We start from the raw sequence: 23,391 nt of genomic DNA on the forward strand, positions 1-23,391 counted from the left end.
ACAGGGCTGCTGTCACCGCCGGACCGCATCCACGAATACCCTGGCCATATGTCAGGAGATGTCTTTCAGCTCGCGGGGTGGCAGCTCGCCGCTCTGCTAGGTGCTGCCCTCCTGCTGGGAGCTCTTGTCGGCGGCGGAGCGATCGCCCTCGGGAAGCGTCGATCGTCGACGTCTGCAGACGGTCACGGCGCGACCGGAAGCGGCCCTCTCGAGAAGCTGTCCGCCCGGGTCCTCTCCCACGAGATCCGCACCCCGCTCACGCTCGTGAAGGGCGCGGCCGATCTGCTCGCCGAGGAGACCCCCGGACCGTTGAACGCCACGCAGCGCTACTTCGTCGACACGATCGTGGGCAACACATCGCTCGTGGTGAGCATGGCGGAGGACTTCCTGCTCGAAGCCAGGCTCGAGACGGGTGAGCCGACGCTGGACCGCACCGCGGTCGACATCCGGTCGCTGGTCCGGGAGACGGTCCTCGAGCTGCGGCGGATCCGCAGCACGCCTCTGCATCTGGACAGCCGGGGTGGACCCCTCGTGCTCGACGTCGACCGTGCCATGATCCGCCAGGTGCTGTGGAACCTGATCAACAATGCGGTTCGCCACGCGGGCAGCGATGCCGAGGTCACCGTCCGTGTGGAGGCGACCGCCGAAGGCACCACGATCGCTGTGTCCGATGAGGGTGCGGGGATGAGCCCCGAACAACGTGCTGAGCTGTTCGCACCCCAGGTCAGCGACCACCCTCAGGGCACCGGCCTCGGGATGGGCGTGATCCGGCAGATCGTCGACGCGCACGGCGGACGCGTCGTCGTCGACTCCCTCGTACGCCGCGGCACCCGCATCCTCGTGGTGCTTCCGTGGCCCTCCCAGGAGGACGCCCATGTCTGACTCCATGAGCTCCAGCAGCCCCACGGCCCCGGAGGCGCCCCTGGTCCTCATCGTCGACGACGAGGAGCAGATGACGGCGATCATCTCCTTCGCGCTCGAGACCCAGGGGCTGCGGACCAGCACCGCCTCCGACGCGACCGCGGCACGCGCCCTGCTCGACTCCGAGCCGATCGAGCTCGTCGTGCTCGACGTGATGCTCCCCGGGGAGAGCGGCATCGAGCTGTGCCGGTCGCTGCGGGAGACCTCCGACGTGCCGGTCATCCTGCTCACCGCGCTCGGGGAGGTCGACGACCGCGTCGCCGGGCTCACCGCAGGTGCCGACGACTACCTCACGAAGCCGTTCAGCCCCCGCGAGCTCGCCCTGCGGGTGCAGGCGATCCTGCGACGCTCCTCGGGGTCGACGTCCGTCGCGGACTCTGCAGGCCAGGCGCTCCGCTGCGGGCCGCTGCGGGTCGACCTCGAGTGGGGCAGCGCGAGCTGGGACGGCGCCGAGCTCGACCTGCCGGAGACCGAGCTGCGACTGCTCGGCCGCCTCGTCCAGGACGCGGGCCGTGCGGTGCCTCTGCGGACTCTGCTCCACGAGGTCTGGGGCACGAGCCGCGCCGAGGGCGGGCGCGACATGGTGAAGTCCATGATCTACCGGCTGCGCCAGCAGCTGCGCGCCCAGGGCGCGCCCGCGGACCTCATCGAGGCGGTCCGGGGCCAGGGCTACCGAGTGCGCGTGCTTCCCTCGACCCGTCCGCACTGATCTCGTCACCGATCGTCACCGAGCGCCACCCCACGGTTACCGCCGCCTGGGCAGGCTGAAGGGGACGGACGCACGTGCTGCAACGGAGCACCGGTCCCGGGGAGCACCCGGGGCTCGCCCTGCGTCCGGTCCCTCCCCGATGACGAAGGAGAACGATGTCTGCCCCGACGAAGCGCCGCGGGTTCCTCTCTGCCCCGCCCCCGAAGCCGCGCCTGGACGACGCGGAGGTGCAGCGGGTCTATCCCCGCCGCCGCCTGAACGTGTTCCTCGGGATCTTCCTCGGCTATGCCGGGTTCTATCTGATCCGGAACAACGTCTCCCTGGTGGCCCCGCTCCTCATGGACGACAAGGGGCTGAGCACCCTCGGCATCGGCCTGATCGCCAATGCCGTGCTGTTCGCGTACGGCCTCTCGAAGTTCTTCATGGCCACGGTCTCCGACCGTTCCAACGCCCGGTACTTCCTGCCCATCGGCCTCGCCCTCTCGGCGCTGACGAACCTCTTCGTCGCCTTCGTGCCGTGGGTCTCCGGGTCCATCGCGGTGTTCGCGACCGTCATGTTCATCAACGGCTGGTTCCAGGGCATGGGATGGCCGGCCTCGGGCCGCGTGCTCGTGCACTGGTTCTCGACCAACGAGCGCGGCTGGAAGACCTCCATCTGGAACACCGCGCACAACGTGGGCGCAGCCGGGCTCGGCGTCGCCGCGGCGGCCGCACTGGCCTGGACGGCCGACGACTGGCGGGCCGCTTTCTGGTTCCCCGCGGTGATCGCCCTGATCGTCGCCGTGGTGGCGTTCTTCCTGATCCGCGACACCCCCGTCTCCGAGGGCCTGCCGCCCATCGAAGAGCACCGCGATGATCCGGCGAAGGTCGAGATCGACGACGCCGATGAGCATCTGTCCATGTGGCAGTTCGTCCGCAAGCACGTCCTGACCAACCGCGTGATCGTGCTGCTGGCCGTCGCCAACGTGTTCGTCTACGCCCTGCGCTACGGGGTGCTGAACTGGATCACCGTCTACCTCGCGGATACGCGCGGGGCGGAGATCTCCGATGGCATCACGGGCTTCGTGGTGTTCGAGCTGGCCGGGATCGTCGGCACCCTGCTGTGCGGCTGGGTCTCCGACAAGATCTTCCGCGGCTACCGGTCCGGCACCGGCATGCTGTTCATGGCCCTGACGGCCATCGCCCTGGTGGCCTACTGGCAGGTTCCGGCCGCTGCTCCGCTGTGGATATCGATCGCGCTGGTGGCGGTCATCGGCGGCCTCATCTACGGCCCGGTGATGCTCATCGGCCTGCAGGCCATCGATCTCTCCCCGCGCCAGGTCGCCGGGACCGCCGCAGGCTTCACCGGTCTGTTCGGCTACCTGCTGGGCGCGACGCTCGCCTCCTCCGGCGTGGGCCTGATGGTGCACGCGTTCGGGTGGGACGTCTCCTTCGCCGTGCTGACCGCATGCGCGCTGCTCGTCGTCGGCATCATGTGGGTGATCGGCAAGGACGAGAAGGCGCTGATGCGCGCCCGCGAGGAGAAGCGACTCGCGGCGGAGGCGGAAGAGGCTCAGGCCCCCACGGCCGACAGCTGATCCCTGGCCTACCCTCGAAGGATCATGACTCCTCCTCGTCGGTCGCCGCGCGCCGTGAGTGCGCTGGTGGTGCTCGCACTGCTGGCCCTCACGGGCTGCACGGCGACCGGCGACAGGCAGATGGATGATCGCGACCTCGCCGTCCTCTGCTCCAACGACGCCGAGGTCTGCCGCGCCTGGGCGGGTGCGTTCACCGAACGCACCGGGTACGGCGTGACCACGGTGCGCCTGCCCACGTCGGAAGCCCTCGAGCGGATCCGGCACGGCGAGGATCTGCCGGAGTTCGACGTCTGGCACGGCGGCGGCTCCGAGATGTACGTCGAGGCCGCCGACGAGGGCCTGCTCGCCCCGTACCGCTCCGCGCAGGCCGCGGGGATCCCCGAGGACTTCCGCGACCCCGAGGACCGCTGGAGCGGCGTGTACTCCTCGATGCTGGCCTTCTGCGTGGCTCCGCAGGCGATCTCCGACCTCGGCACAGAGATCCCCCGCACCTGGGACGATCTGCTCGATCCGGCTCTGGACGGTCAGATCAGCACCGCATCCCCTCGCACCTCCGGCACCGCCTACACGGCGATGTCGCTGCAGATCGACCGCCTCGGCGAGGACGCCGGCCGCGATTATCTCGCCGGCCTGTACGGGCAGGTCCTCCAGTTCACCCGCTCCGGCACGGCGCCGGCGCAGGTGGTCGCGCGTGGGGAGACTGCCGTCGCCATCACCTTCGCGCCGTACTGCGAGGCCGCCCGCGCCGCCGGCAGCCATGTCGAGGTGGTGCTGCCCGAGGACGCGACGAGCTACGAGGTCGGAGCCGTCGCCATGCTGGCCGATGCCCCGCATCCCGGGACCGCCCGGGAGTACCTCGACTTCGCGCTCTCGGCCGGCGGCCAGACGGCCGGCGCCGCGAGCGGCATCGACCAGATCCCGACCCGCTCGGACCTTCCCGGCAACCTCGCCGAGGTCCTCGCGGACGGTCGCTATCCGGTGATCGGCGCCTCGCTCGCCGAGCGCTCCTCACGCCGGGATTCTCTCCTCGCCTGGTACACGGAGGAGGTCGAACGGTGAGCAGGATCTGGCCCCGTACCGCTGCAGCGGCCTCCCTCGTCGTCGCCGGCGCGGGCGCAGCGGTCGTCGTCGGCTGGCCGGTGCTGCGCATGGTGTCGCAGGCGATCGCGGCGGTCGCGACCACAGGCGTCGTCCCTGGTCTCGGGCGCACCCTGGCGGTGTCCTTGGCCCTTGCCGTCGTCGTCACCGTGATCGGTACCGCGGTGGGCCTCGCGCTGGCGCTGACCGCTCGCACGCTCTCCCGGGGATGGAGGCGTGTGCTCGACGCGTCCATCGGCGGGCTCCTGCTCGTCCCTCCCTATGTGGTCGCAGCAGCGGTCGTCGCCGTCGGCGGGCGCGGTGGTCTGCTCACCGGGATCCTGCCCGACGTCTACGGAGCGCTGGGGATGACCCTCGCCATGGTCGTGGCGCATCTGCCGATCCCGTATCTGACGATCAGGATGGCCTGGCGCGAGGTGGATCCACGGCTCGTGGAGATGTCCCGGGTCACCGGCGCTCGCGCGACGGAGGTGATCCGACTGGTGCTGCTGCCACCGCTGCGCGTCCCGCTCGCGGTCTCGACCGCGCTGCTGTTCGTCTCCGCCCTGTCGGATCCCTCGATCCCGGCCGTGCTGCGCGGTCGGATGCCGACTCTCGCCCACACCGCCTACATCGAGGTGATCGCCTGGGGCGGGGAGAGCACCGCCGCGCTCATCGCCGTCCTGCTGACCCTGCCGGTGCTCCCCCTCCTCCTGGCGATGTGGCGCCGACGGGAGGCCGGAGCGCTCGTGGATCCCTGGCAGGGTCACGGTGCGAGCCCCCGGCTGGTGCTGCCCCGCTCGATCCTCGTGCACGGCTGCCGGGTCCTGAGCGTCCTGGTCCTGGCCGTCGTGCTGCTCCTGGTGCTCGCCTCCGCCGCCACGATGATCCGGGCTCGGGGGTCGCTGCTCACACCGACGATGATGGACGTGATCGGGTCGACCGTGCGCTACGCGCTGGTGGCACTGCTCCTCGCCGTCCCGGTGGGCCTGATGACAGCATGGGCCTCCGACCGGGGCGGCACGCGTCTCGCCCGCGGCGTGGACCTCCTGCAGACCTCCTTGCTGCTGATGCCGGGCACCACCCTCGGCATCGCGATCTTCCTGGCCTACGGGTTCGAGACCCCTACTCCGTTCGGGCAGCTGCCCGCCCTGGTCGGCGGGGCATCGCTCGCCTCCGGATCGGTGGCGCTCGTCGCCGTGTTCATGGCACCCGCGGTGCCGATGGTGCATCTCGCCGCGCGTGCCGGGCAGCGCCGGGTCCCGCGGGCCCTGCACGAGACCGCCGGCGTGCTCGGGGCGGGCCGACGGCGCATCACCCTGCAGCTCGTGGTGCCGCAGACCGGGGCACTCGTCGCGGCGACCGCGGCGGCGGTGGTCGCCCGCAACATCGTCTCCGTCTCCCCGGTGGTGTTCGTCTCCACCCCGGATGCACCGATGGTGGCCTCCTTCGCCCTCGACCTGCTCGATCGGGCCGCCCTCGAGCAGACCTTCGCCCTGACGGGGATCGTCGCCCTCGTCGTCGGTGGAGCGAGCGCCCTGGTCGCCTCGGCGAGCGCCGCGGCCCTCGGCGCGCGAGCGAGGTCCTCATGACCGCGCGGGCCGGGCTCCAGCTGAGCGGCGTCGCCGGGGTCGATCTCCACGTGAGCCCCGGGGAGATGATCGCCGTGATCGGTCCGTCGGGCTCGGGGAAGACCACGTTGCTGCGACGCGTCGCCGGACTCGAGCGACTTCCCACGGGCACCGTTCGCATCAGCGGCCGCGACATGGCGCGGATCCCGGTGGAGCGGCGCCCCGCGACGATGATGTTCGAGACCCCAGTGCTGTTCCCCCAGCTCACGGTCTCCGAGAACGTCGCCTTCGCGGTGGAGCGCCGCGAAGGCGACCTCACCGCCGCCGACGTGCTCGACGTCGCGCTGACCTCCTTGGACCTCCGCACCCTCGCCGACCGGCTCCCCCATGAGCTCTCCGCGGGCCAGCGTCAGCGCGTCGCCCTGGCCCGCGCCCTCGTGCGTCGGCCCGAGGTGATGCTGTTCGACGAACCGCTCGCGCACGTGGACCCTGCCGCTCGCGGAGGTCTGCTGCGGGAGATCTCGCGGATCCACCGGCGGATGGGGAGCGCCTCCCTGTTCGTCACCCACGACTGGTCCGATGCGCTCGCCGTGGCCGACAGGATCGCCGTCATGCGTGACGGGATCCTCGTGCAGGTGGACACCCCGCGGGAGGTCTACTCCCATCCGGCGAGCGCCTGGGTCGCTACCCGTGTGGGCGTCCCCAACTATCTGTCGGCGCAGGTCGAGAGGCTGGTGGACGACGGCGGCGGGCATCGGGCGCAGGTGAACATCCTGGGTTCGTCATGGGAGGTCCCGGCATCCTCCGAGCTGCGACGGGAGGGGGATGAGTGCATCGTGCTCGGGCATCCGCACGCCTTCACGATGACGCGGATCGAGGAGCGCCGAGGCGTCGATCCCCGTCTGGGGCGAGTGCTCTCGACGACCTTCGGCGGCGACCACGTCGACCACGACGTCGAGACCGATGCGGGAACGCTCGTGGTCCGACGGCCGCTGGGGCCGACGGACGATCCGTGGCCGCCGGGGACCCTGGTCGAGGTCGGCCTCGTACCGGACGCGGTGTGGGCAGTCGCGGAGTAGGCGGACGAGCCGCTCCCGGCACGGCCCGGACCTTCCGCAGGGCGTCCGTGCCCGGCGCCGCGGCCGGTCCCCGACAATGGACGGATGATCGACTGGAACATCATCTGGCGGGACTACCTCGGGATCAGCTGGAGCGGCGCGCTGGGCGTGGTCCTCTCCGCCGTGGTGCTGTACGCCTTCTTCTCCCTGCTCGTGCAGGTCTCCGGCCAGCGGCTGATGGCGAACCCCACCGTGGGCAGCTTCGTGGTGCTCGCCGTGATCGGCGGCGTCACCGCCCGGGCCACGCTGGGCGAGTCACCCACGCTGCTCGGAGCGCTGCTCGTGCTGAACACGCTGATGCTCCTGGAGCGGCTGATGGGCACGCTGGGGCGGAGCGGTCGCGCTCGCGCGATGGGCTCTTTCCGCCGGCCCACCGTGGTGATGATCGGCGGGCGCACCGTGGCGGGCGCTCTGCGTCGGCGTCGGCTATCGGAGCCGGACCTGCTGAACCGGCTGCGGATCTCCGGCGTGCTGGACCTTCAGCAGATCGAGCTGGTGATCCTCGAGAACCGCGGCACGCTCACGATCGTGCGCCAGGGCTCCACGATCGATGCGTCGCTGGTGGCGGGCGTCGACGGGCGCGAGGCGATCCCGGAGCGCCTGCTCGTGGGGTGAGCGCGGGTCCGGACCGGGGCTGCGCCGTCGGCCGCCCGTCCAGAATCGGGGCACGCCATTGCGGGACCCGCCGGCCGCCACCATGCTGCCGGGACGACGAACGGGTCGACGAGGCCCCCAGTTCTCCGAAAGGCACCCATGACCCCGCAGTCCCCCGCCCGCATCGATCTCACACAGACGACCGGACCGCGCCCCATCGATCCGAAGATCTACGGCCACTTCCTGGAATCCGCGTTCTTCGGCAACATCGAGGGCGGAGTGTTCGACGAGGGCTCGGAGCTGTCGGTGAGCGGAGATGGCCCGCTCAGCGGCTGCCGGCAGGACGTCATCGACGCCTGCCATGACCTCGGGCTTCCGGTGGTGCGCTGGCCGGGCGGGAACTTCACGTCCGCCTACTGGTGGCAGGACGGCACCGGCCCGCGCGATGAGCGCCCGCGCCGCCTCGAGCTCGCCTGGGGCTCGGAGGAGACCAACCGCTTCGGCACCCCGGAGTTCCTCGCCTGGTGCGAGGCCACCGGCGCCACCCCGTATCTCGCGCATGGCTGCCGCAGCGTCGAGGATGCGGTGCGCTGGGTCGAGTACACGAACTACGCCGGGGACACCGAGATGACCCGACGGCGCGCGGCCGACGGCCTCGAGGGCCCTCGAGCGGTGCCGATCTGGGGCATCGGCAACGAGGTCTACGGGCCCTGGCAGATGGGCCACCGCAGCCCCGAGCACTATGCAGCCGATGCCCTGGAGCATGCGCGGTTCATGCGCGCGGTGGATAGCTCGATCCGCTTCGTGTGCGTGGGGCTGGACGATGACCGGTGGACGGACGTGGTGGTGCGTGAGCTCGGCGAGATCACCGACTGGTTCTCGGTGCACGCCTACGGTGCGAGCTTCCACCTCGTGGATCCCTCGCGCGAGGAGTTCGACGCCGTGGTCTCCCAGGCGGTGCACTTCGAGAAGGTGCTGCAGGGGTTCTCCGAGAAGGTCGCCGCCGCCGCGGATCGTCACGGCATCTCCAGCCCCCTCGAGATCGCCTTCGACGAGTGGAACATGCGCCACTTCGAGCCGCGCAGCTGGGAGGACCCGCAGCCCGGGGCCGACGGCGGCATCGCCGAGCGCGACACCTCCGGCCCCTCCGACGTGCCCGGAGTCTCCGCGGAGAACGGCTGGCGGGTGAGCCGCTATTCGCCGCGCACCCTGGCCGACGCCCTGTTCTACTCCGGGGTGTTCCACGCGATCCACCGCACCGCGGGGAACCTCGTGCCGGTGACCATGGCGAACACCGTGAACCTCGTCAACGCCAACGGCCTGCTCGCCGTGCGCGAGGGTGGCCTGGTGCGCTCGGCGACCTTCCACGTGTGGGACCTGTACCTCAACCATTTCGGCACCGTGCCGCTCCCGGCCCGGGTGGCCGGGCCCGCCGTGACCCAGCCGGTGCGGCGCGAGCAGGGCTGGGGCGGCGAGGCGCACTGCGTCTCGGTGCTGACCACCGTGGGAGTGCTCGACGTGAGCGCGTCGGCCTCGAAGGACGGCTCGTGCCGGTATGTCGCAGTCATCAATCGCTCCGCCGACGAGGACGTCGAGGCGGTGCTCGCCGTGGACAGCGAGCTGGTCGACGGCCCGGTCACGGTGCACACCCTGGGCGCCGACGCCCAGGACCTGTTCGCCGTGAACACGCTGAGCTCCCCCGATGTGCTGGGGATCCGCGAGAGCACGCGGGAGCTGACGGGCGGGGTCTTCGTGGCGCCGGCGCACTCGGTGAGCGTGGTGTCGTGGGAGGTGGTGGACGGCTGAGCCGCCGCCTGCCCGAGAGTCGCCTCGAGAGAGGAGGGCGCCCTCAGAGAGCAGGGCGCCCTCCTCGACGCGGGGAGCCCGCGGGGGTACGGCGACGAGGGACGCCCCGTCACCCCGCGGCGACACCTCCGTGGGCACCCTCGTCGAGACCGCTCATGCTGGGGTCGTAGTCGACCTCCCCGATGTCGTACATCGAGGTCATCCAGTGATAGAAGTTGTCGCCCCTATCGCGCAGGCGACGGTAGAGGTTGCTCATCAGGTCGGTGCGGAGCGCCCGCATCTCCGGCTGCTCGTAGCGGTTGTGGAGCTCGTCGGGATCGAGCTCGAGATCGTAGAGCTCGTTGACGGATTCCGGGTTCACGACCAGCTTGTAGCGGTCGGTGCGGAGCATCCGCTGGGGGTAGGGGAAGTGATGGCCGTGGTACTCGCACACGATCGCGTCGTCCCACGGGACGTCCTCCCCGCGCACCAGCGGCAGCAGAGAGCGCGAGTCCACGGCCGGTGCCGGGTCCAGCCCGCACCAGTCCAGCACGGTCGCGGTCGTGTCCAGCAGGCTCACGAACTCCTGGCGCACCTGGCCGGCCGGCGCCCCGGGGATCCGCACGATGCCCGCGGTGCGGTAGATGTCCTCGTACATCGCCGGGCCCTTGTCATGCAGGCGGTGGGATCCGGTGAACTCGCCGTGGTCGGAGCTGAACATGACGGCCGTCGACTCGAGCAGGCCCAGGGACTCTGCTTCGGCCAGCACCCGGCCGATCTGTTCGTCGATGAGGGTGACGTAGCCGCGGTAGACCGCGATGAGCTTGCGGCTGTCCGCCTCGGTCATCGTGTCGAAGGTCCAGTGCGCGGAGTAGTTGGCCTGCACCGGGGGCTTGTCCGTGAAGGTCTCCTGGATCGAGGCGGGCAGCTCGATCTCGTCGGGGTCGTACATGTCGAAATAGGCGTCGGGAACGATGTAGGGCAGGTGGGGCCCGAAGAAGTGCAGCGCGAGGTAGAAGGGCACCTGGTTCGCGTCGAGGTCCTCGGCGTAGCGCCGCAGCTGCTCGATGGCGCGTTCGGCGAGGTAGTGCTCGAAGGTCGCCTCGAGCGGCTGGTGCAGCCGGGCGGCCAGTAGGTTCCCGGGCCCGCCGTTGGGGAGGGTGCCGCGCATCTGCTCGGAGATCTCGTACCCGGGCAGGTCGTGCTCGGCGAGATAGGCGAGGTAGTCCGGATGGTCGACGGGGTTGTGCCAGCCCTGCAGCTCCGCGCCCTCGAAGCCGTAGTCGGCGCGCAGCTTCTCGGTGCCCGCGTGCCATTTCCCGAGTAGGCCGCAGTTGTAGCCGGCCTCCCGCAGAGCTCCCGAGAAGGTGAACTGCCCGTCGGGCAGGTCCTCCTGGTAGCCGACGTTGCGCTCATAATTGGCGAGCAGCTTGTGCCGGAACGGTGCCGCGCCGGTCAGCACGCTGGCGCGGGCCGGTGTGCAGATCGCGGTCGGGGTGTACCAGCGGTCGAACCGGGTGCCGGAGGCGGCGAGCGCATCGAGGTGCTCGGTGCGCACGTCGGGGTTGCCGTAGCAGCCGAGGGTGTCGGTGCGGTGCTGGTCGGTGAGGATGAACAGGACGTTCCGGGGCTCGCTCATTCGCCCGCCTTCGTGAAGAGATCGAAGGTGTAGTAGTCGGCGGGGGCGACGGTCTCCCCCTCGATCTTCCCGTTGTCCTCGAAGTAGGTGTTCATGGCCTCGAGCCAGGTCTCGATGGTGCCGTCCTCGATCAGCCCGTCGAGATCCGCGGCCTTGTAGTACTCGCCGTTGGCGGCGTCCCCGGCGACAGCCTTCGCATCCGCCTGGGTCATCGTCGCGACCAGCTCGATCGTCGCGTCCAGGTCCTCCGCCCGGAAGTCCATGGCGGTGCGGAGCACGGAGAGGACCTTGATCGTGGTCTCCTCGTTCTTCTCCGGGTAGTCGGCCCCGGTGACCATCACGTTGGGGAACTGCATGATGTCAGCGAAGTCCGAGTTCTGGGCGAGCTCGACGAGGTCGGGGACCTGGGCCTTGATGGTGTCGATCAGCGGGTACCAGATCCCGGCGGCGTCGACCTGCCCGGAGGAGAAGGCCGAGACGACGGTCGCCGGATCCATCGCGACCTTCTCGATGTCCTCGATGCTCATCCCGGCGCCCTCCAGGGCGAGCTGCACGATCATGTCGCCGGAGGTGCCCTCGGGGATGGCGACCTTCTTCCCGGCGAGGTCCTCGATGGCGGCGATGCCCGGCTGGGCGATGACCCTGTCGGCCTGGCCCACGCCGTTGACGGTGACGACCTTCGCCTTGCCGGAGGCCGGCAGCCACATCGCGCCGGGGCCGATGTACCCGAAGTCGAGGTCCCCGGTGCCCAGGGCCTGGATCTGGAGCGGGCCGTTGGTGAAGGTCTGCGTCGTGACCTTCAGCCCGTTCTCCTCCCACAGGCCCTGGTCCTCGGCGATCGCGAGCAGGCTGGCGCCGTTGAAGTCGGGGATGTAGCCGTAGGTGACCTCGGTGAGGTCGCCCGAGCCGGAGCCGGAGCTCCCGCAGGCGGCGAGGGCGCTGAGCGCCGGGAGGGTGGCGAGGCCACCGAGGAGGGTGCGGCGGGTGACGTCCATGGGGATCGTGTCCTATCGGGGTGTGGGCGGGCGCAGTGAGCGCGGGGGCGGTGTCGTCGGCGTCGGTGCCGGCGGGGTCACTGGTGGTAGACGGAGGTCCAGATGTCGTTGCGGATCGCGGTGAACTCCGGGCTGAGGCGCACGTCCTCGGTGCGCGGATACGGGAGGTCGACGTCGATGATGCGGTGGATGCGGCCGGGCCTGGCCGCCATGACGACGACGCGGTTGGCGAGGAAGGCGGCCTCGTCGACGTCGTGGGTGATGAACACGATCGTGCGTCTGTCCTGCTCCCAGGTCTCCAGGAGGTGCTCCTGCATGCGCACCCGGGAGAGGGCGTCGAGCGCGCCGAAGGGTTCGTCCATCAGGAGGATCGAGGGGTTCATGGCGTAGGCGCGGGCGATCGCGCAGCGCTGCTTCATACCGCCGGAGAGGGTCTTGGGCAGCGAGTCCGCGAAGTCGGCGAGGCCCACCATCTCGATGAAGTGCTGGGCGGTCCGGCGTCGTTCGTCGGCCGGGACCCGCGCGGTCTTGAGCCCGAACTCGACGTTCTGGCGCACGGTCAGCCAGGGGAAGAGGGCGTACTGCTGGAAGATGATGCCTCGCTCCGGGCTGGGCCCGCGCACCTCCTTCCCATCGACGACGGCGGAGCCGCTGGTGGGTTCGTCGAGGCCGCCGAGGATGTTCATGAGCGTGGACTTGCCGCAGCCGGACGGGCCCACGACGGTCACGAACTCGTTCTCCGCGACGTCGAGGCTCACCCCGCCGAGGGCTTCGAAACGTTTGCCGCCCACCTCGTAATGCTTGGTGATGTCGCGGACCTGGATCTTCCGGTCCGTGGCGGTCAGGGTCTGTTCTGCCGGGTTCATCGGCGCTCCTGCCAGACGGTCAGCTTCGATTCGATCGCGAGCAGCACCCGGTCCATCACGAGGCCGAAGAGCCCGATGACGAGGATGCCGACGAAGATCGTGGGGAGGTCGTAGTAGATCTGGGCCTGCTGCATGCGATAGCCGAGACCCTGCTGCGCCGCGATCAGCTCGGCGGCGACCACGGTGGCCCAGGCGGAGCCGAGGCCCACGCGCATGCCCACGAGGATGAACGGGGTGGAGGCGGGCACGACGACGCGGGCGAAGATCGTGCCGTCCTTCGCGCCCAGCACCCGGGCGGCGTTGATCAGCGTGCGGTCCACCTGCACGACCCCCTGGAACGTGGAGATCACGCAGGAGAGGAAGGCGGCGAGGAAGATGACGAAGATCTTCGGCTGCTCACCGATGCCCATCAGCACGATGGCCAGCGGGATGATCGCCAGCGGCGGGACGGTGCGGAAGAACTGCACCCACGGTTCGAGCAGGCCGCGCGCCCAGCCGTACCAGCCCATGAGGAAGCCGACGGGGATGGCCAGGGCCGTGCCCAGCAGGAACCCGGTGAGGACACGGGTCAGGGAGGCGACGATGTCGGTGAGCAGGATGCCGGAGGCGGCCAGGTCGATCCCGGCCAGGAGCACCTCCACCGGGCTGGGGATCTGCAGCCCGGTCAGCGAGATCAGCCACCACAGGCCGAGGCCCAGGAAGATCGTGGCGATGTTGAGCACGAGCAGCGAGGGCGCTCGCCGCTTCGTGCTGGTGACTGCAGCGGTGGGGCCGCCCTCGGGTGGGGCGGTGCCGGCGGTGCTCACCACCGCGGCCTGCGGGTCAGCGGACATGTCGACCTCCAGAGGTCAGGTAGGGGCTGCGGCTGGTTCGCGACGCCGCGAAGTAGTCCGGCAGCTGGTCGGTGGAGCGCAGGGCGGCGATCGCTCCGCGGGCCCCCTGCTGAGTGGTGGCGCTCGCGATCCTCAGCTCGAGGTCCGCTCCGGTCAGGCAGTTCTGGGCGACCGTCTCGCGCAGCACGGGAAGCACGGGCTCGAGGAGCACGGCGACCTCGCCGGCCAGCACGATCTCGTCAGGATCGGTGACGAGGGCGGCGAGGCCGAGCGCCCGGCCGACGGTGCGGGCGAGGTCGGTGACGAGGGCGAGGGCGCGCGGGTCCTCGGCGACGAGCGCCGCCTCGAGGCCCGCGAGGGTGACGGGGTCGGCGACCGGGGTGGGAGTGGCATCGGGGGCGCTCTCGACGCCGGCGTCGGGCCCGGCGATGTCCTGCCAGCGCTGCCGGACCGCGCCCTGGGAGGCGACGGTCTCGAGGCAGCCGCGCCGGCCGCAGCGGCACTCCGCGGCCTCCGGGCCGGTCTCCACGATCATGTGGCCGATCTCGCCGGCCAGCAGATGGGCACCGCGCAGCGCCGAGCCCGAGCCGAGCACGGCCCCGCCCACACCGGTGGACAGCCGCAGGTACACGATGTGGCGGTCGGACTCCCCGCTGCTGGTGGCCTCGTGCAGGGCGGCGAAGCGGATGTGGTGATCCACGAGCACCGGGCAGTCGAAGGAGTCGGCGAACAGCTCGCGGATCCGGGCCCGCACCATGTGGAACGGCTCCATCGGGCGCTCCCGATGAGCGAAACCGTCCCAGCTGGCCGAGTTGGGCCCCGGCAGCCCGATCCCGATCCCGGCCAGGACACCGAGGTGCACCTCCCCTGTGGTGAGATCTCCGATGAGTCGCTGCGCCGTGGCGACGCGACGCTCCCAGCCGGCCCCGGGCTCATAGTCCACCGTTCCGGTTGCCACGACCTCCGCGGCAGAATTCGCCAGGCAGATCGTCGCACCGGTGTGGAAGAAATCGATCCCGATGTAGCGCACGGCGCCGGGGTGGATGCCGAGCACTTCTGCCGGACGTCCCCGCCCCGCGGCGGCCCGGGACTCGGTCACGGTGATCACGCCGGATTCCAGGAGGTCCCCCAGCAGGTCGGAGACGGTGGTGCGGGTGAGCCGCAGCCGGTGGGAGATCTCCCCACGAGTGAGCTGGTGGCCGCGATGCAGCAGCGCCAGCACCGCGTCACGATGCTGGTCCCTGGCGCTCCATTGCTGGTCCATGGGAGGCGACGCTAGCGACAGTTATTTTTTCCGTAAACAGTTCGACATAAATCGATCTGAGCGCGCGCGAGTCACGAGGTAGCTGGCACGCCGATGCCTGCCTCACCGACGCCGGGCCCGGCGAGCGCCGGCGAGCGCATCTCCCTTGACGCCCGCCGCAGTGCCGGAATAGTCTGAATTTCCCGCTGGAAATTCGTCGAAGGAGACGTGATGGCAGCGCAGAGAACCGGCCTCAAACGCCAGTTGTCCCTTTTCAGCCTCATCGCGATCGCGGCCGGGTCGGTGCTGGGCGGATGGCTCGCCGAGGCGCCGTACTGGTTCGAGCTGACCGGCGCCGGCGCCGCGTTCATCTTCCCGATCCTCGCCGTCATCCTCATCCCGATCGGCCTGGCCTTCTCCGAGCTCGCCTCGATGCTGCCGTTCACGTCCTCGCTGGACGTCTGGGCCAGCAGCGCCATGAACTCCACGATGGGATGGGCCACGCAGTGGCTGTTCTTCCTGGTCCAGGTGGTGGAGCCGCCGCTGGTCGCCTTCATCTTCGTCACCGCCGCGGACTTCTTCGTCGACGTGCCGGAGGCCGCGAAGCCGCTCATCGCGATCGCCATCATGGTGATCTGGTTCTTCTTCTCCAACATGAAGATCGAGCTGACCGGTCTGCTCGCGATCGCCCTGTTCATCCTCATGGTGGGCATCACGCTGGGCGATTCGATCTATTACTTCGCCAGCGGCCACTGGGATTTCCAGAACATCTCGCACGAAGGCGGATTCTTCCCCCACGGGATCTTCGGCGCCGTCGCCGCAGCCTCCGCCCTGGTGCTGAAATTCATCGGTTTCGGGATGACGCCCACGATGATCCAGGAGACGACGTTCCCGGCGAAGAAGATGGTCACCGTCATCCTGGCGGCGCTGTTCATCCCCGCGGTCGTCTACTTCCTCGCCACGTTCGCGATCAGCGGCCTGGCACCGCACCACGTGATCGCCCAGCTGAGCACCCCGGAGCCGGAGCTGGTGAAGAGCCTCGGCATGCCCGCCGTCGTCGGCCTGCTCGCGATCTTCTCGGGCCTGCTGTACGCGTTCACGACGCTGATGGGGTTCTGGACCTCCTCGGCGCGCGTGCTCTACGGCGCCTCGCAGCTGCGGCAGCTGCCGCCGTGGTTCCTGCGCACCAACAAGCATGGCCAGCCGTACATCGCGAACATCGTGGTGCTCGCCTTCGGGATCTTCTTCGCGGCGTTCACCAGCACGAACTGGGTGCAGTACACCTATTCGCTCTCCGTGGTCGCCGCCGGAGCCGTGTACTTCCTGGGCTGCCTCTCCGCCTACCTGCTGCGCAGCAAGCACCCCGAGTGGAAGCGGCCCTACCGCTCCCCCGCCGGGAAGCCCGTGTTCGTGATCGGCATGGTGGTCTCCGCCGCGATCACGATCGTGGGCGTCACCCTGCTGCCGGCCAACGCCTGGCCGCCGATCATCGCGTTCCTCCTCATCGGGGCCCTGGTGCCGCTGGGCATGCGCTACTACCGCTCGCACGTCGACCCCACCTACACCCCGATCGTCCTCTCCCCCGAGGACGTCGACATCACGAAGGAGTGAGGATGCCCGAGCCGACCCCGCTGGACGTGGTCCGCAGCCGTTTCCCGCGCACGCCGGACGCCGACGCCCCCGCCCTGCGCGCCCACGCGGAGCACCTCGCCCGCCTGCGGGACAGTCTGCCCGAGGACGGTCTGCAGGGCACGGAGCCCGCCGCCACCTTCGACCCCCGAGGAACGGATTCCCATGCCTGAGCGTCCCACGCTCTCCCTCACCGAGGCCCGTGCGGCCCTGGACCGGCAGGAGACCACCTCCCGCGATCTGACCGACGCCTGCCTGGCCCGGGTCCATGAGCTGGATGCGGATCTGCGAGCCTTCATCACGGTCGACGCCGACGGGGCCCGGCAGCGCGCGGATCGGGCCGACGAGCAGCTCCGCCGCGGAGAGCGCCAAGGCCCTCTGCACGGGCTCCCCCTCGCGATCAAGGACAACCTCGCCGTCGCCGGGCAGGTCACCACCATGGGCTCGGCCATCTTTCGCGACCACGTGCCGACGCAGAGCGCGGGCGTCGTGGAGCGCCTGGCGGAGCAGGGTGCGGTGAGCGTGGGCAAGACCGCCCTCCATGAGTTCGCGCTCGGTGTGACGACGGAGAACCCGCACTACGGGATCTGCCGCAACCCGGTGGACCGGGAACGGACGCCGGGCGGCTCCAGCGGAGGCTCCGCCGTCGCGGTCACCACCGGCATGGCCCTGGGCGCGATCGGCTCGGACACCTCGGGGTCGATCCGGATCCCTGCCGCCGCCTGCGGGATCGTGGGACTGAAGCCGACGTACGGAAGGGTGAGCACGCACGGCTGCTATCCCGAGTCATGGAGCCTGGACCACGTGGGCGTGCTGGCGCAGACCGTGCAGGACGCCGCCGTGATGCTCGATGCGATCTCCGGTCATGATCCGCGCGTGCCCAGCTCGCTGGATCTCCTGCCGACGACCACCGCGCGGGACCTGCCCGACGAGCAGGACCCCCAGCAGGCCCTGCCGCTGCGGATCGGGATCGAGGAGTCGTTCTTCTTCCACGACGTGGACCCCGAGATCGAGACCGAGGTGCGCTCGACGCTGGATGCCCTGGTCGCCGACGGGGCGCAGCTCGTGCCGCTCACGCTCCCGTCGCTCGGCGCATCGATCTTCGCGCTGACCGTGATCGACACGGCCGAGACCACCGCCGTCCACGAGGCGCAGTTCCGTCGTCGACCGCAGGACTACGGGGAGGACGTCCGGCTGCTGCTGGAGTGCGGGGCGATCCCGTCGGCCGTCGACTATGTGCAGTCCCAGCAGATCCGCGCGCAGGTGCGGCGGGAGTTCCAGGAGGCCTTCGCGGGCGTCGACGTGATCGTGGCGCCCACGCTCCCGATCCAGACCCCGCGGATCGGCGAGGCGACCGTGCACCTCAACGGACGCGAGGCGGACCGCGACCAGGAGCTGATGCGTCTGGTGGGTCCGGCGAACCTCGTGGGCCTGCCCTCGATCTCGGTGCCGTGCGGTCAGGCGCACGGGATGCCCGTGGGACTGCAGGTCATCGGGCCGGCACTCGGTGAGCTGGCGGTGCTGCGGGCAGCGGCCAGGGTTGAGGGGCTCGTCGGCGAGAGGCTGCCGGCTCAGCGTCGGCCGCTGCCGCACATCACCGCCGACGATGTGTGAGCCGATATCGACGACCACCTCGACCCCACCCTGCAGACCCTTCCCACGAGAGGACACGCTCATGGCGACCACGATCGTGCATGCGACGCTGACCGTCGACGGATTCCTCGCAGATCAGGACGGCGGGGTGGACTGGATGTTCGGCCGACCCTCCGCCCCCGAGGACGACGCCGTCGTCGAGAAGGTCCTGGAGCGCATCGGCGCCGTGGTCGGCGGAGCGAACCGCACGCAGACCATCGAGGACGGCGAGATCCCGTACGGCGGCATGCTCAAGGTGCCGGTCTACCTGATGACCCACACCGCTCACGAGCCGATCGAGCGCGACGGCGTCACCTACACCTTCGTGGTCGACGACATCGCGCAGGCGGTCGAGGAGGCGAAGCGGGCAGCGGGCGACGGATGGGTCAGTCTGCTCGGGGGCAGCATCTCGCGGCAATGCCTCCAGCTCGGGCTGGTCGACGAGCTCCATCTCGACGTCGCCCCGGTGCTGCTCGGGCAGGGCATCTCCCTGTTCGCCGGGCTGGGCCGGCACATAGAGCTGGAACGCCTCGAGACATCTGCCTACGCGAGCGAGACCCACCACCGCTATCGTGTGCTCCGCTCGTCGACATGACGGCCACACCGCACCTGGAGCGACCATGACCGACCACCACCGCCCGAACGTCGTGATCCTCTATGCCGATGACCTGGGCTGGGGCGACCTCGGCTGCTTCGGCGCCGCCGACATCCCCACCCCGCACCTCGACGCCCTGTGCGCGGGCGGGGTGAAGCTCTCCCAGTGGTCCGCGAACTCCCCGGTGTGCTCGCCCTCGCGAGCCTCCCTGCTCACCGGGAAATACCCCGCCCACGCCGGGGTCGAGTCGATCCTGGGCGGCCGCCGCGACACCGTGGGACTCCCCCACCAGAGCACCCTCGCCTCCCACCTGCGCGAGCGCGGCTACGCCACCGGCCTGTTCGGCAAATGGCACCTGGGCGTGGACCCCGCCTACGCCCCCTCGCGCTACGGCTTCGACGAGGTGTTCGGGCTGCGCGCCGGCTGCGTGGACTACTACTCGCACATCTTCTACTGGGGCCGCGACAACCCGGTGCACGACCTGTGGGACGGGGACGACGAGGTCTGGCTGAACGGCGAGTACCTGACCACCGTGATCGGCCGGCGGGCCGCGGACTTCATCACCCGCCACGCCTCGCGCGCCGGACAGGACACGTTCCTCTGCTACGTCCCGTTCAACGCCCCGCATTACCCGCTGCATGCTCCCAAAGAGCACATGGATCGCGTGGCGCATCTGCCACCGGGGCGCCAGGAGCTGGCCGCCGTGATCGCGGCGATGGACGACGCGATCGGCGAGATCCTCACCGCGCTGGACGAGTCCGGGGCCCGAGAGAACACCCTGGTGGTGTTCTCCTCGGACAACGGCCCCTCCCGCGAGAGCCGCAACTGGCTGGGCGGCGAGGAGATCTCCTACACCGGCGGCTGCGCCGGGGGCCTGCGCGGGTCGAAGGGCTCCGTGTTCGAGGGCGGCGTGCGCGTGCCGAGCATCGCCTCGTGGCCGGGCCATCTCCCGGCGGGGACGGAGTTCGACGAGCCGGGTCTGATGATGGACCTGCTGCCCACGATCCTCCACGCCGCCGACGGGGCCGAGGCAGACCTGCCGGAGATCGACGGCGTCTCCCTGCTCGAGGCATGGCAGGGCACGGCGTCTGCACCCGAGCGCTCGCTGATGTGGACCTACCAGGGGCAATGGGCGGTGCGGCGCGGCCGCTACAAGCTGGTGGTCGGCGCCCGCGAGGGCATGGATCCGCCGGCGTCGGTGGAGCGTGCGGTGTTCGATCTGGAGGCTGACCCGGCCGAGAGCCGGGACGTCTCGGCGGAGGTGCCGGAGGTCGCGGCCGAGTTGGAGCAGGAGCTCCAGCGCTGGCAGGAGCGCCACGCGGCGTGGACCTGATCGCGCCCCGGATAACTCGGTGACATCCCGTGCAGTCTCCGCGAGGATGGCCGGCATGGATGAGGTGGAGGTCGTCGTCGCCCACAGCGAGCGCGCGACGCTGCGCGTGGGCGAGATGTTCCTGAAGGTCGACGGCGACCCGGCGCACGCCGACGTGGAGATCCGGGCGATGGGCATGGTGCCGGTGCCGACCCCGGAGATCCTCTGGCACGAGGCTCCCGTGCTGGCGATCGCGGCCCTCCCCGGGCAGGCGCTCGGCGTGCTCGGCGAGCCGTCGCCCGCGACGCCGGCGGCGTGGACGGCGGCGGGCGGGGTCATCCGCACTCTGCACGACGCCCCGTTGCCGCCGTGGCCCGGACAACGGCTCGAGGACATGGCGGCGGAGCTCGACCGGGAGTGCGCCTGGCTGCTCGAGCACGCTGTCCTGCCCGCCGAGGTGATCCATCGCAACCGGGAGATCGCGGAGGCGGCGCTGCGGCCGTGGACGCCGTCGTTCATCCACGGCGACCTGCAGCTCACCCACGTGTTCGTCGACGGCGAGGAGGTCACCGGGATCATCGACTGGTCCGAGGCCGCCCCCGGTGACGCCATGTACGACCTCGCCATCCTGACCCTCGGGCACGAGGAATGCCTGGATGACCTGCTCGCCGGCTACGGCCCGGGCGCGGACCGGGACGTGATCCGCGCCTGGTGGTCGCTGCGCAGCCTGGTGGTGGCGCGCTGGCTGAGCGAGCACGGATTCGACCCCGACGCTCCGGGGTGCGAGTTCGACGTGCTCAGGGCCCGGATGGAGGACGGCTAAGGCTGGTGGCGGGACGCATCCGCCTCACACGTCGCCGGCGATGACCCGCCGCAGCCAGCTCGCCCGGGCGCGGTGCGCGTCGCGGGAGACCTCGGCGTCCTCGAGCACGCAGTCCGAGGAGTGGAAGGCCCCGGAGTACAGGTGCAACTCGACCGCGGTGCCGGCGGCGCTGAGCCGTGCGGTGTAGTCGAGGATGCTGTCGCGGAACAGCTCCGCGCCCCCGGTGTCCAGGAAGGTGGGCGGCACTCCGCGGAGATCCGGGGTCTCGCCGGGTGGCAGGGTCTGCGCACCGTCGAGCACGTGGGACCAGGCCGTGCGGTGGGAGATCGCGCTCCAGGCCGGGGAGTCGGCGAACTGCCGGGTCGAGGGGCGCTCGGCCCGGTCCAGCATGGGGCACACCAGCAGCTGACCGTCGAGGTGGATCCCGCGGTCGCGGGCGGCGATCACGGTCGCCGCGGCGAGGCCTCCCCCGCCGCTCTGGCAGGCGAGCACGAGGGGTACATCCGTGCCTGCCGAGGCGATGACCTCGAGGACCACGTCGATCATCGCGTCGAGGCTCTGCTCCGGCGCCAGCGGGTACTCGAGGGTCCACACCTCGAGGTCCAGGGCCTCGGCGTGACGGGCGATGACGTCGGCCCCGTCGAAGCGGCACCCGGCGATGAGCCCGCCGCCGTGGAGGAAAAGCACCCTGGCGGCCGGGGCGCGGCCGGTGCTGAACACGGTCACGGGGCACGCCGGGACGTCGGTCCGTTCGTCGGCCGAGAGACCGAGGCGAGTGGCGATCTCGGCCGCGGTGGTGGTTCGGGCGGCGCCGACGCGGCGGTACTCCAGGATGTCCTCGAGCGTGCGCAGATCCGTGGGCATGATGCGGCCGAGCTCGTCGAGCCCCGCACGCAGGGTGGAGGCGACGCCGGGGTGCACGGCCGGCGAGGGGTCTGGGTGAGGGGTCACGAGCGGGCTCCGTGTCGAAGGCGGTCCGACGGGTGCAGGACTCTCGCCCATCAGCCGATCACCGTGGTCACGGCCGAGTAGATGCCCAGCGCGATGATCGCGAGGGAGCTGATGATCAGCGCGATGTAGATGAAGCGGCCCCCGCGGAGCGCGGGCTCGATGCGCCCGCGCAGGTAGAGCGCGGAGATGGCGACCGCGGCCAGGAAGATGCCCCCGGCGATGCCGCCCACCATGATCATCAGCAGCGGCTCGTTGATCCACAGGAACGTCAGCAGCCACATCGCAGGCAGGAAGGCGATGAACACGCGCATCCAGAAGGTGCGCTTGCGGGCGTCGGCCCAGTCGAAGACGCCCACGATGGACAGGGCGTTGGCCCAGGACCTCGACCACGAGGGGATCGCCGCCCAGATCGTCGAGCCCAGCGCCGCGAGCGCGCCGAGCAGGAACACGATCCGGCCCACCTCGCCGAACACCCCGGAGAAGGTCTCGGACAGGGTCAGGATCATCTCGTTGCCCTCGGGGACCAGGCCCTGCGGGTGCAGCACGGCGGCGCCGAGGATGAAGAACGCGGCGGTGGAGACGGTGTAGATGACCCAGGAGACGATCGCGTCCTTCTGCATCACGGCGATCCAGCCCAGCGCGCGGGCGCGGTACTCCGGAGTGCCGTCATTGGGGCCGGACCAGCGGGCGTAGCCCTTCTCCAGGCACCAGTAGGTGTAGGCGGTGATCTCCTCGGAGGCCACGCCGGTCAGGCCGAACATCGTCAGCGCGATGCCGATCGCGCCGATCGGCAGCTGGAGGCTGAGCCCGGAGGCGAGATCCGCCCCTGAATAGGCGAAGGCACTGAACGGCAGGGCGATCACCACCAGCACTGTGACCAGCACGAAGGCCATGGTCAGGAACGTCGCGACGTTCTCGATCAGCCCGTACCGGTTCGAGATGAGGGTGGCGATCGCGATCACCGTGACCACGACGGCCCAGATCGTCACGGCCGCCGGGGACAGCGGTCCGAAGCCGAGCGGCGCCAGGATCGACAGGGCAGCGGCCATGCCGCCGATCAGCCCGCCCGTCTGGATCAGCTTGCTCAGCGCCATCAGCGCCCAGAGGAGGAACACCCAGCTGACCCGCCCGGCCTTCGGCGGCACCCGGTTGTAGCCCTCCATCGCGCCCTCGCCGGTGACGATGGAGTAGCGGGCCATCTCCATCTGCACGGCCACCTTGACGATGGTCGAGACGAACACGAGCCACAGCAGCACGAAGCCGGCCTTGGCCCCGAGGGACGTGGCGGTGATCAGCTCACCGGCGCCCACCACGGAGGCGGAGACGATCAGGCCCGGCCCGAAGAACTTCGAGGAGGCCTTCCAGCCGACGGGCGGGTCCTTCACGGCCGACTGGTCGAGCGCGTACGGGTCGCCGCTGACGAACCGTTCCGGTGGGGTCTCCTCGACCTCAGCGCGTTCGGGATGGGCGGACGATGCGGTCAACAGTGACTCCTGGTCGCGTGCGTCGCTCCGTACAGGA

The 23,391-nt window shown here is 70.4% G+C and carries 21 protein-coding genes; 14 read left to right on the forward strand and 7 right to left on the reverse strand.

Annotated elements, in window-relative coordinates; translation table 11 throughout:
- The first annotated feature begins 48 nt into the window (after positions 1-48).
- The 8 genes from INT49_RS04310 (at position 49) to INT49_RS04345 (ending at position 9,373) form a co-directional block, all read left to right on the forward strand.
- Positions 49-882 carry a sensor histidine kinase gene (locus INT49_RS04310; protein WP_193116480.1) on the forward strand — a complete coding sequence of 278 codons (834 nt, stop codon included), beginning with the start codon at positions 49-51 and terminating at the stop codon, positions 880-882.
- Positions 875-1,630 (forward strand): response regulator transcription factor, encoded by a 756-nt coding sequence (locus tag INT49_RS04315; RefSeq protein ID WP_226849716.1) that lies wholly within the window; start codon positions 875-877, stop codon positions 1,628-1,630. Before INT49_RS04310 ends, INT49_RS04315 begins: the two co-directional genes overlap by 8 nt.
- Positions 1,631-1,785: 155 nt before the next feature.
- A complete protein-coding gene (locus tag INT49_RS04320) occupies positions 1,786-3,207 on the forward strand; it encodes an MFS transporter (RefSeq protein ID WP_193116481.1) in 1,422 nt (473 codons plus the stop codon).
- Between the two features lie 24 nt (positions 3,208-3,231).
- Positions 3,232-4,266, forward strand: a complete 1,035-nt coding sequence (locus tag INT49_RS04325; RefSeq protein WP_193116482.1) for an ABC transporter substrate-binding protein — start codon at positions 3,232-3,234, stop codon at positions 4,264-4,266.
- Entirely contained in the window at positions 4,263-5,876 is a 1,614-nt protein-coding gene (locus tag INT49_RS04330) for an ABC transporter permease (protein WP_193116483.1), read from the forward strand. Before INT49_RS04325 ends, INT49_RS04330 begins: the two co-directional genes overlap by 4 nt.
- Entirely contained in the window at positions 5,873-6,934 is a 1,062-nt protein-coding gene (locus INT49_RS04335; RefSeq protein ID WP_193116484.1) for an ABC transporter ATP-binding protein, read from the forward strand. The genes INT49_RS04330 and INT49_RS04335 overlap by 4 nt, the downstream gene beginning before the upstream one ends.
- A gap of 84 nt (positions 6,935-7,018) precedes the next feature.
- Positions 7,019-7,588: a YetF domain-containing protein gene (locus tag INT49_RS04340; protein WP_193116485.1), complete on the forward strand. Its 570-nt coding sequence runs from the start codon at positions 7,019-7,021 to the stop codon at positions 7,586-7,588.
- A gap of 138 nt (positions 7,589-7,726) precedes the next feature.
- Positions 7,727-9,373, forward strand: coding sequence for an alpha-L-arabinofuranosidase C-terminal domain-containing protein (locus tag INT49_RS04345; protein WP_193116486.1), 1,647 nt, complete (start codon positions 7,727-7,729; stop codon positions 9,371-9,373).
- A 109-nt stretch (positions 9,374-9,482) separates the two neighbouring features.
- Here INT49_RS04345 and INT49_RS04350 read toward each other — a convergent pair whose 3' ends face one another.
- The 5 genes from INT49_RS04350 to INT49_RS04370 all read right to left on the reverse strand — a co-directional run bounded on the left by INT49_RS04350 (position 9,483) and on the right by INT49_RS04370 (position 14,949).
- Positions 9,483-10,991, reverse strand: a complete 1,509-nt coding sequence (locus INT49_RS04350; RefSeq protein ID WP_193116487.1) for a sulfatase-like hydrolase/transferase — start codon at positions 10,989-10,991, stop codon at positions 9,483-9,485.
- A complete protein-coding gene (locus INT49_RS04355) occupies positions 10,988-11,986 on the reverse strand; it encodes an aliphatic sulfonate ABC transporter substrate-binding protein (RefSeq protein WP_193116488.1) in 999 nt (332 codons plus the stop codon). The genes INT49_RS04350 and INT49_RS04355 overlap by 4 nt, the downstream gene beginning before the upstream one ends.
- Before the next feature lie 77 nt (positions 11,987-12,063).
- The gene (locus INT49_RS04360) at positions 12,064-12,852 is read right to left on the reverse strand and encodes an ABC transporter ATP-binding protein (protein WP_193116489.1); all 789 of its coding nucleotides are present in this window, start codon (positions 12,850-12,852) and stop codon (positions 12,064-12,066) included.
- Positions 12,849-13,685 carry an ABC transporter permease gene (locus INT49_RS04365; RefSeq protein ID WP_193116490.1) on the reverse strand — a complete coding sequence of 279 codons (837 nt, stop codon included), beginning with the start codon at positions 13,683-13,685 and terminating at the stop codon, positions 12,849-12,851. The genes INT49_RS04360 and INT49_RS04365 overlap by 4 nt, the downstream gene beginning before the upstream one ends.
- A complete protein-coding gene (locus tag INT49_RS04370) occupies positions 13,675-14,949 on the reverse strand; it encodes an ROK family transcriptional regulator (RefSeq protein WP_193116491.1) in 1,275 nt (424 codons plus the stop codon). Before INT49_RS04370 ends, INT49_RS04365 begins: the two co-directional genes overlap by 11 nt.
- 210 nt (positions 14,950-15,159) lie before the next feature.
- Between INT49_RS04370 and INT49_RS04375 the strand changes: the two genes are divergently transcribed.
- The 6 genes from INT49_RS04375 (at position 15,160) to INT49_RS04400 (ending at position 20,919) form a co-directional block, all read left to right on the forward strand.
- Positions 15,160-16,539: an APC family permease gene (locus tag INT49_RS04375; protein ID WP_193116492.1), complete on the forward strand. Its 1,380-nt coding sequence runs from the start codon at positions 15,160-15,162 to the stop codon at positions 16,537-16,539.
- Positions 16,540-16,541: 2 nt separating this feature from the next.
- Positions 16,542-16,730 (forward strand): hypothetical protein, encoded by a 189-nt coding sequence (locus tag INT49_RS04380; RefSeq protein WP_193116493.1) that lies wholly within the window; start codon positions 16,542-16,544, stop codon positions 16,728-16,730.
- Positions 16,723-18,171, forward strand: a complete 1,449-nt coding sequence (locus INT49_RS04385; RefSeq protein ID WP_193116494.1) for an amidase — start codon at positions 16,723-16,725, stop codon at positions 18,169-18,171. Before INT49_RS04380 ends, INT49_RS04385 begins: the two co-directional genes overlap by 8 nt.
- Positions 18,172-18,232: 61 nt before the next feature.
- On the forward strand, positions 18,233-18,784 hold the full coding sequence (locus INT49_RS04390; RefSeq protein WP_193116495.1) for a dihydrofolate reductase family protein: 552 nt from the start codon (positions 18,233-18,235) through the stop codon (positions 18,782-18,784).
- A gap of 25 nt (positions 18,785-18,809) precedes the next feature.
- Positions 18,810-20,117: a sulfatase-like hydrolase/transferase gene (locus tag INT49_RS04395; protein ID WP_193116496.1), complete on the forward strand. Its 1,308-nt coding sequence runs from the start codon at positions 18,810-18,812 to the stop codon at positions 20,115-20,117.
- Positions 20,118-20,172: 55 nt separating this feature from the next.
- Positions 20,173-20,919 carry a phosphotransferase family protein gene (locus INT49_RS04400; protein ID WP_193116497.1) on the forward strand — a complete coding sequence of 249 codons (747 nt, stop codon included), beginning with the start codon at positions 20,173-20,175 and terminating at the stop codon, positions 20,917-20,919.
- Between the two features lie 24 nt (positions 20,920-20,943).
- Here INT49_RS04400 and INT49_RS04405 read toward each other — a convergent pair whose 3' ends face one another.
- Positions 20,944-21,870, reverse strand: coding sequence for an alpha/beta hydrolase fold domain-containing protein (locus tag INT49_RS04405; protein ID WP_193116498.1), 927 nt, complete (start codon positions 21,868-21,870; stop codon positions 20,944-20,946).
- Positions 21,871-21,920: 50 nt separating this feature from the next.
- Complete coding sequence (locus INT49_RS04410) at positions 21,921-23,354, reverse strand: Nramp family divalent metal transporter (protein ID WP_193116499.1); 1,434 nt, start codon at positions 23,352-23,354, stop codon at positions 21,921-21,923.
- Between the last annotated feature and the right edge of the window lie 37 nt (positions 23,355-23,391).

This window comes from Brachybacterium tyrofermentans, assembly GCF_014897585.1.
In the GTDB taxonomy this organism is placed as follows: Bacteria; Actinomycetota; Actinomycetes; order Actinomycetales; family Dermabacteraceae; genus Brachybacterium; species Brachybacterium tyrofermentans.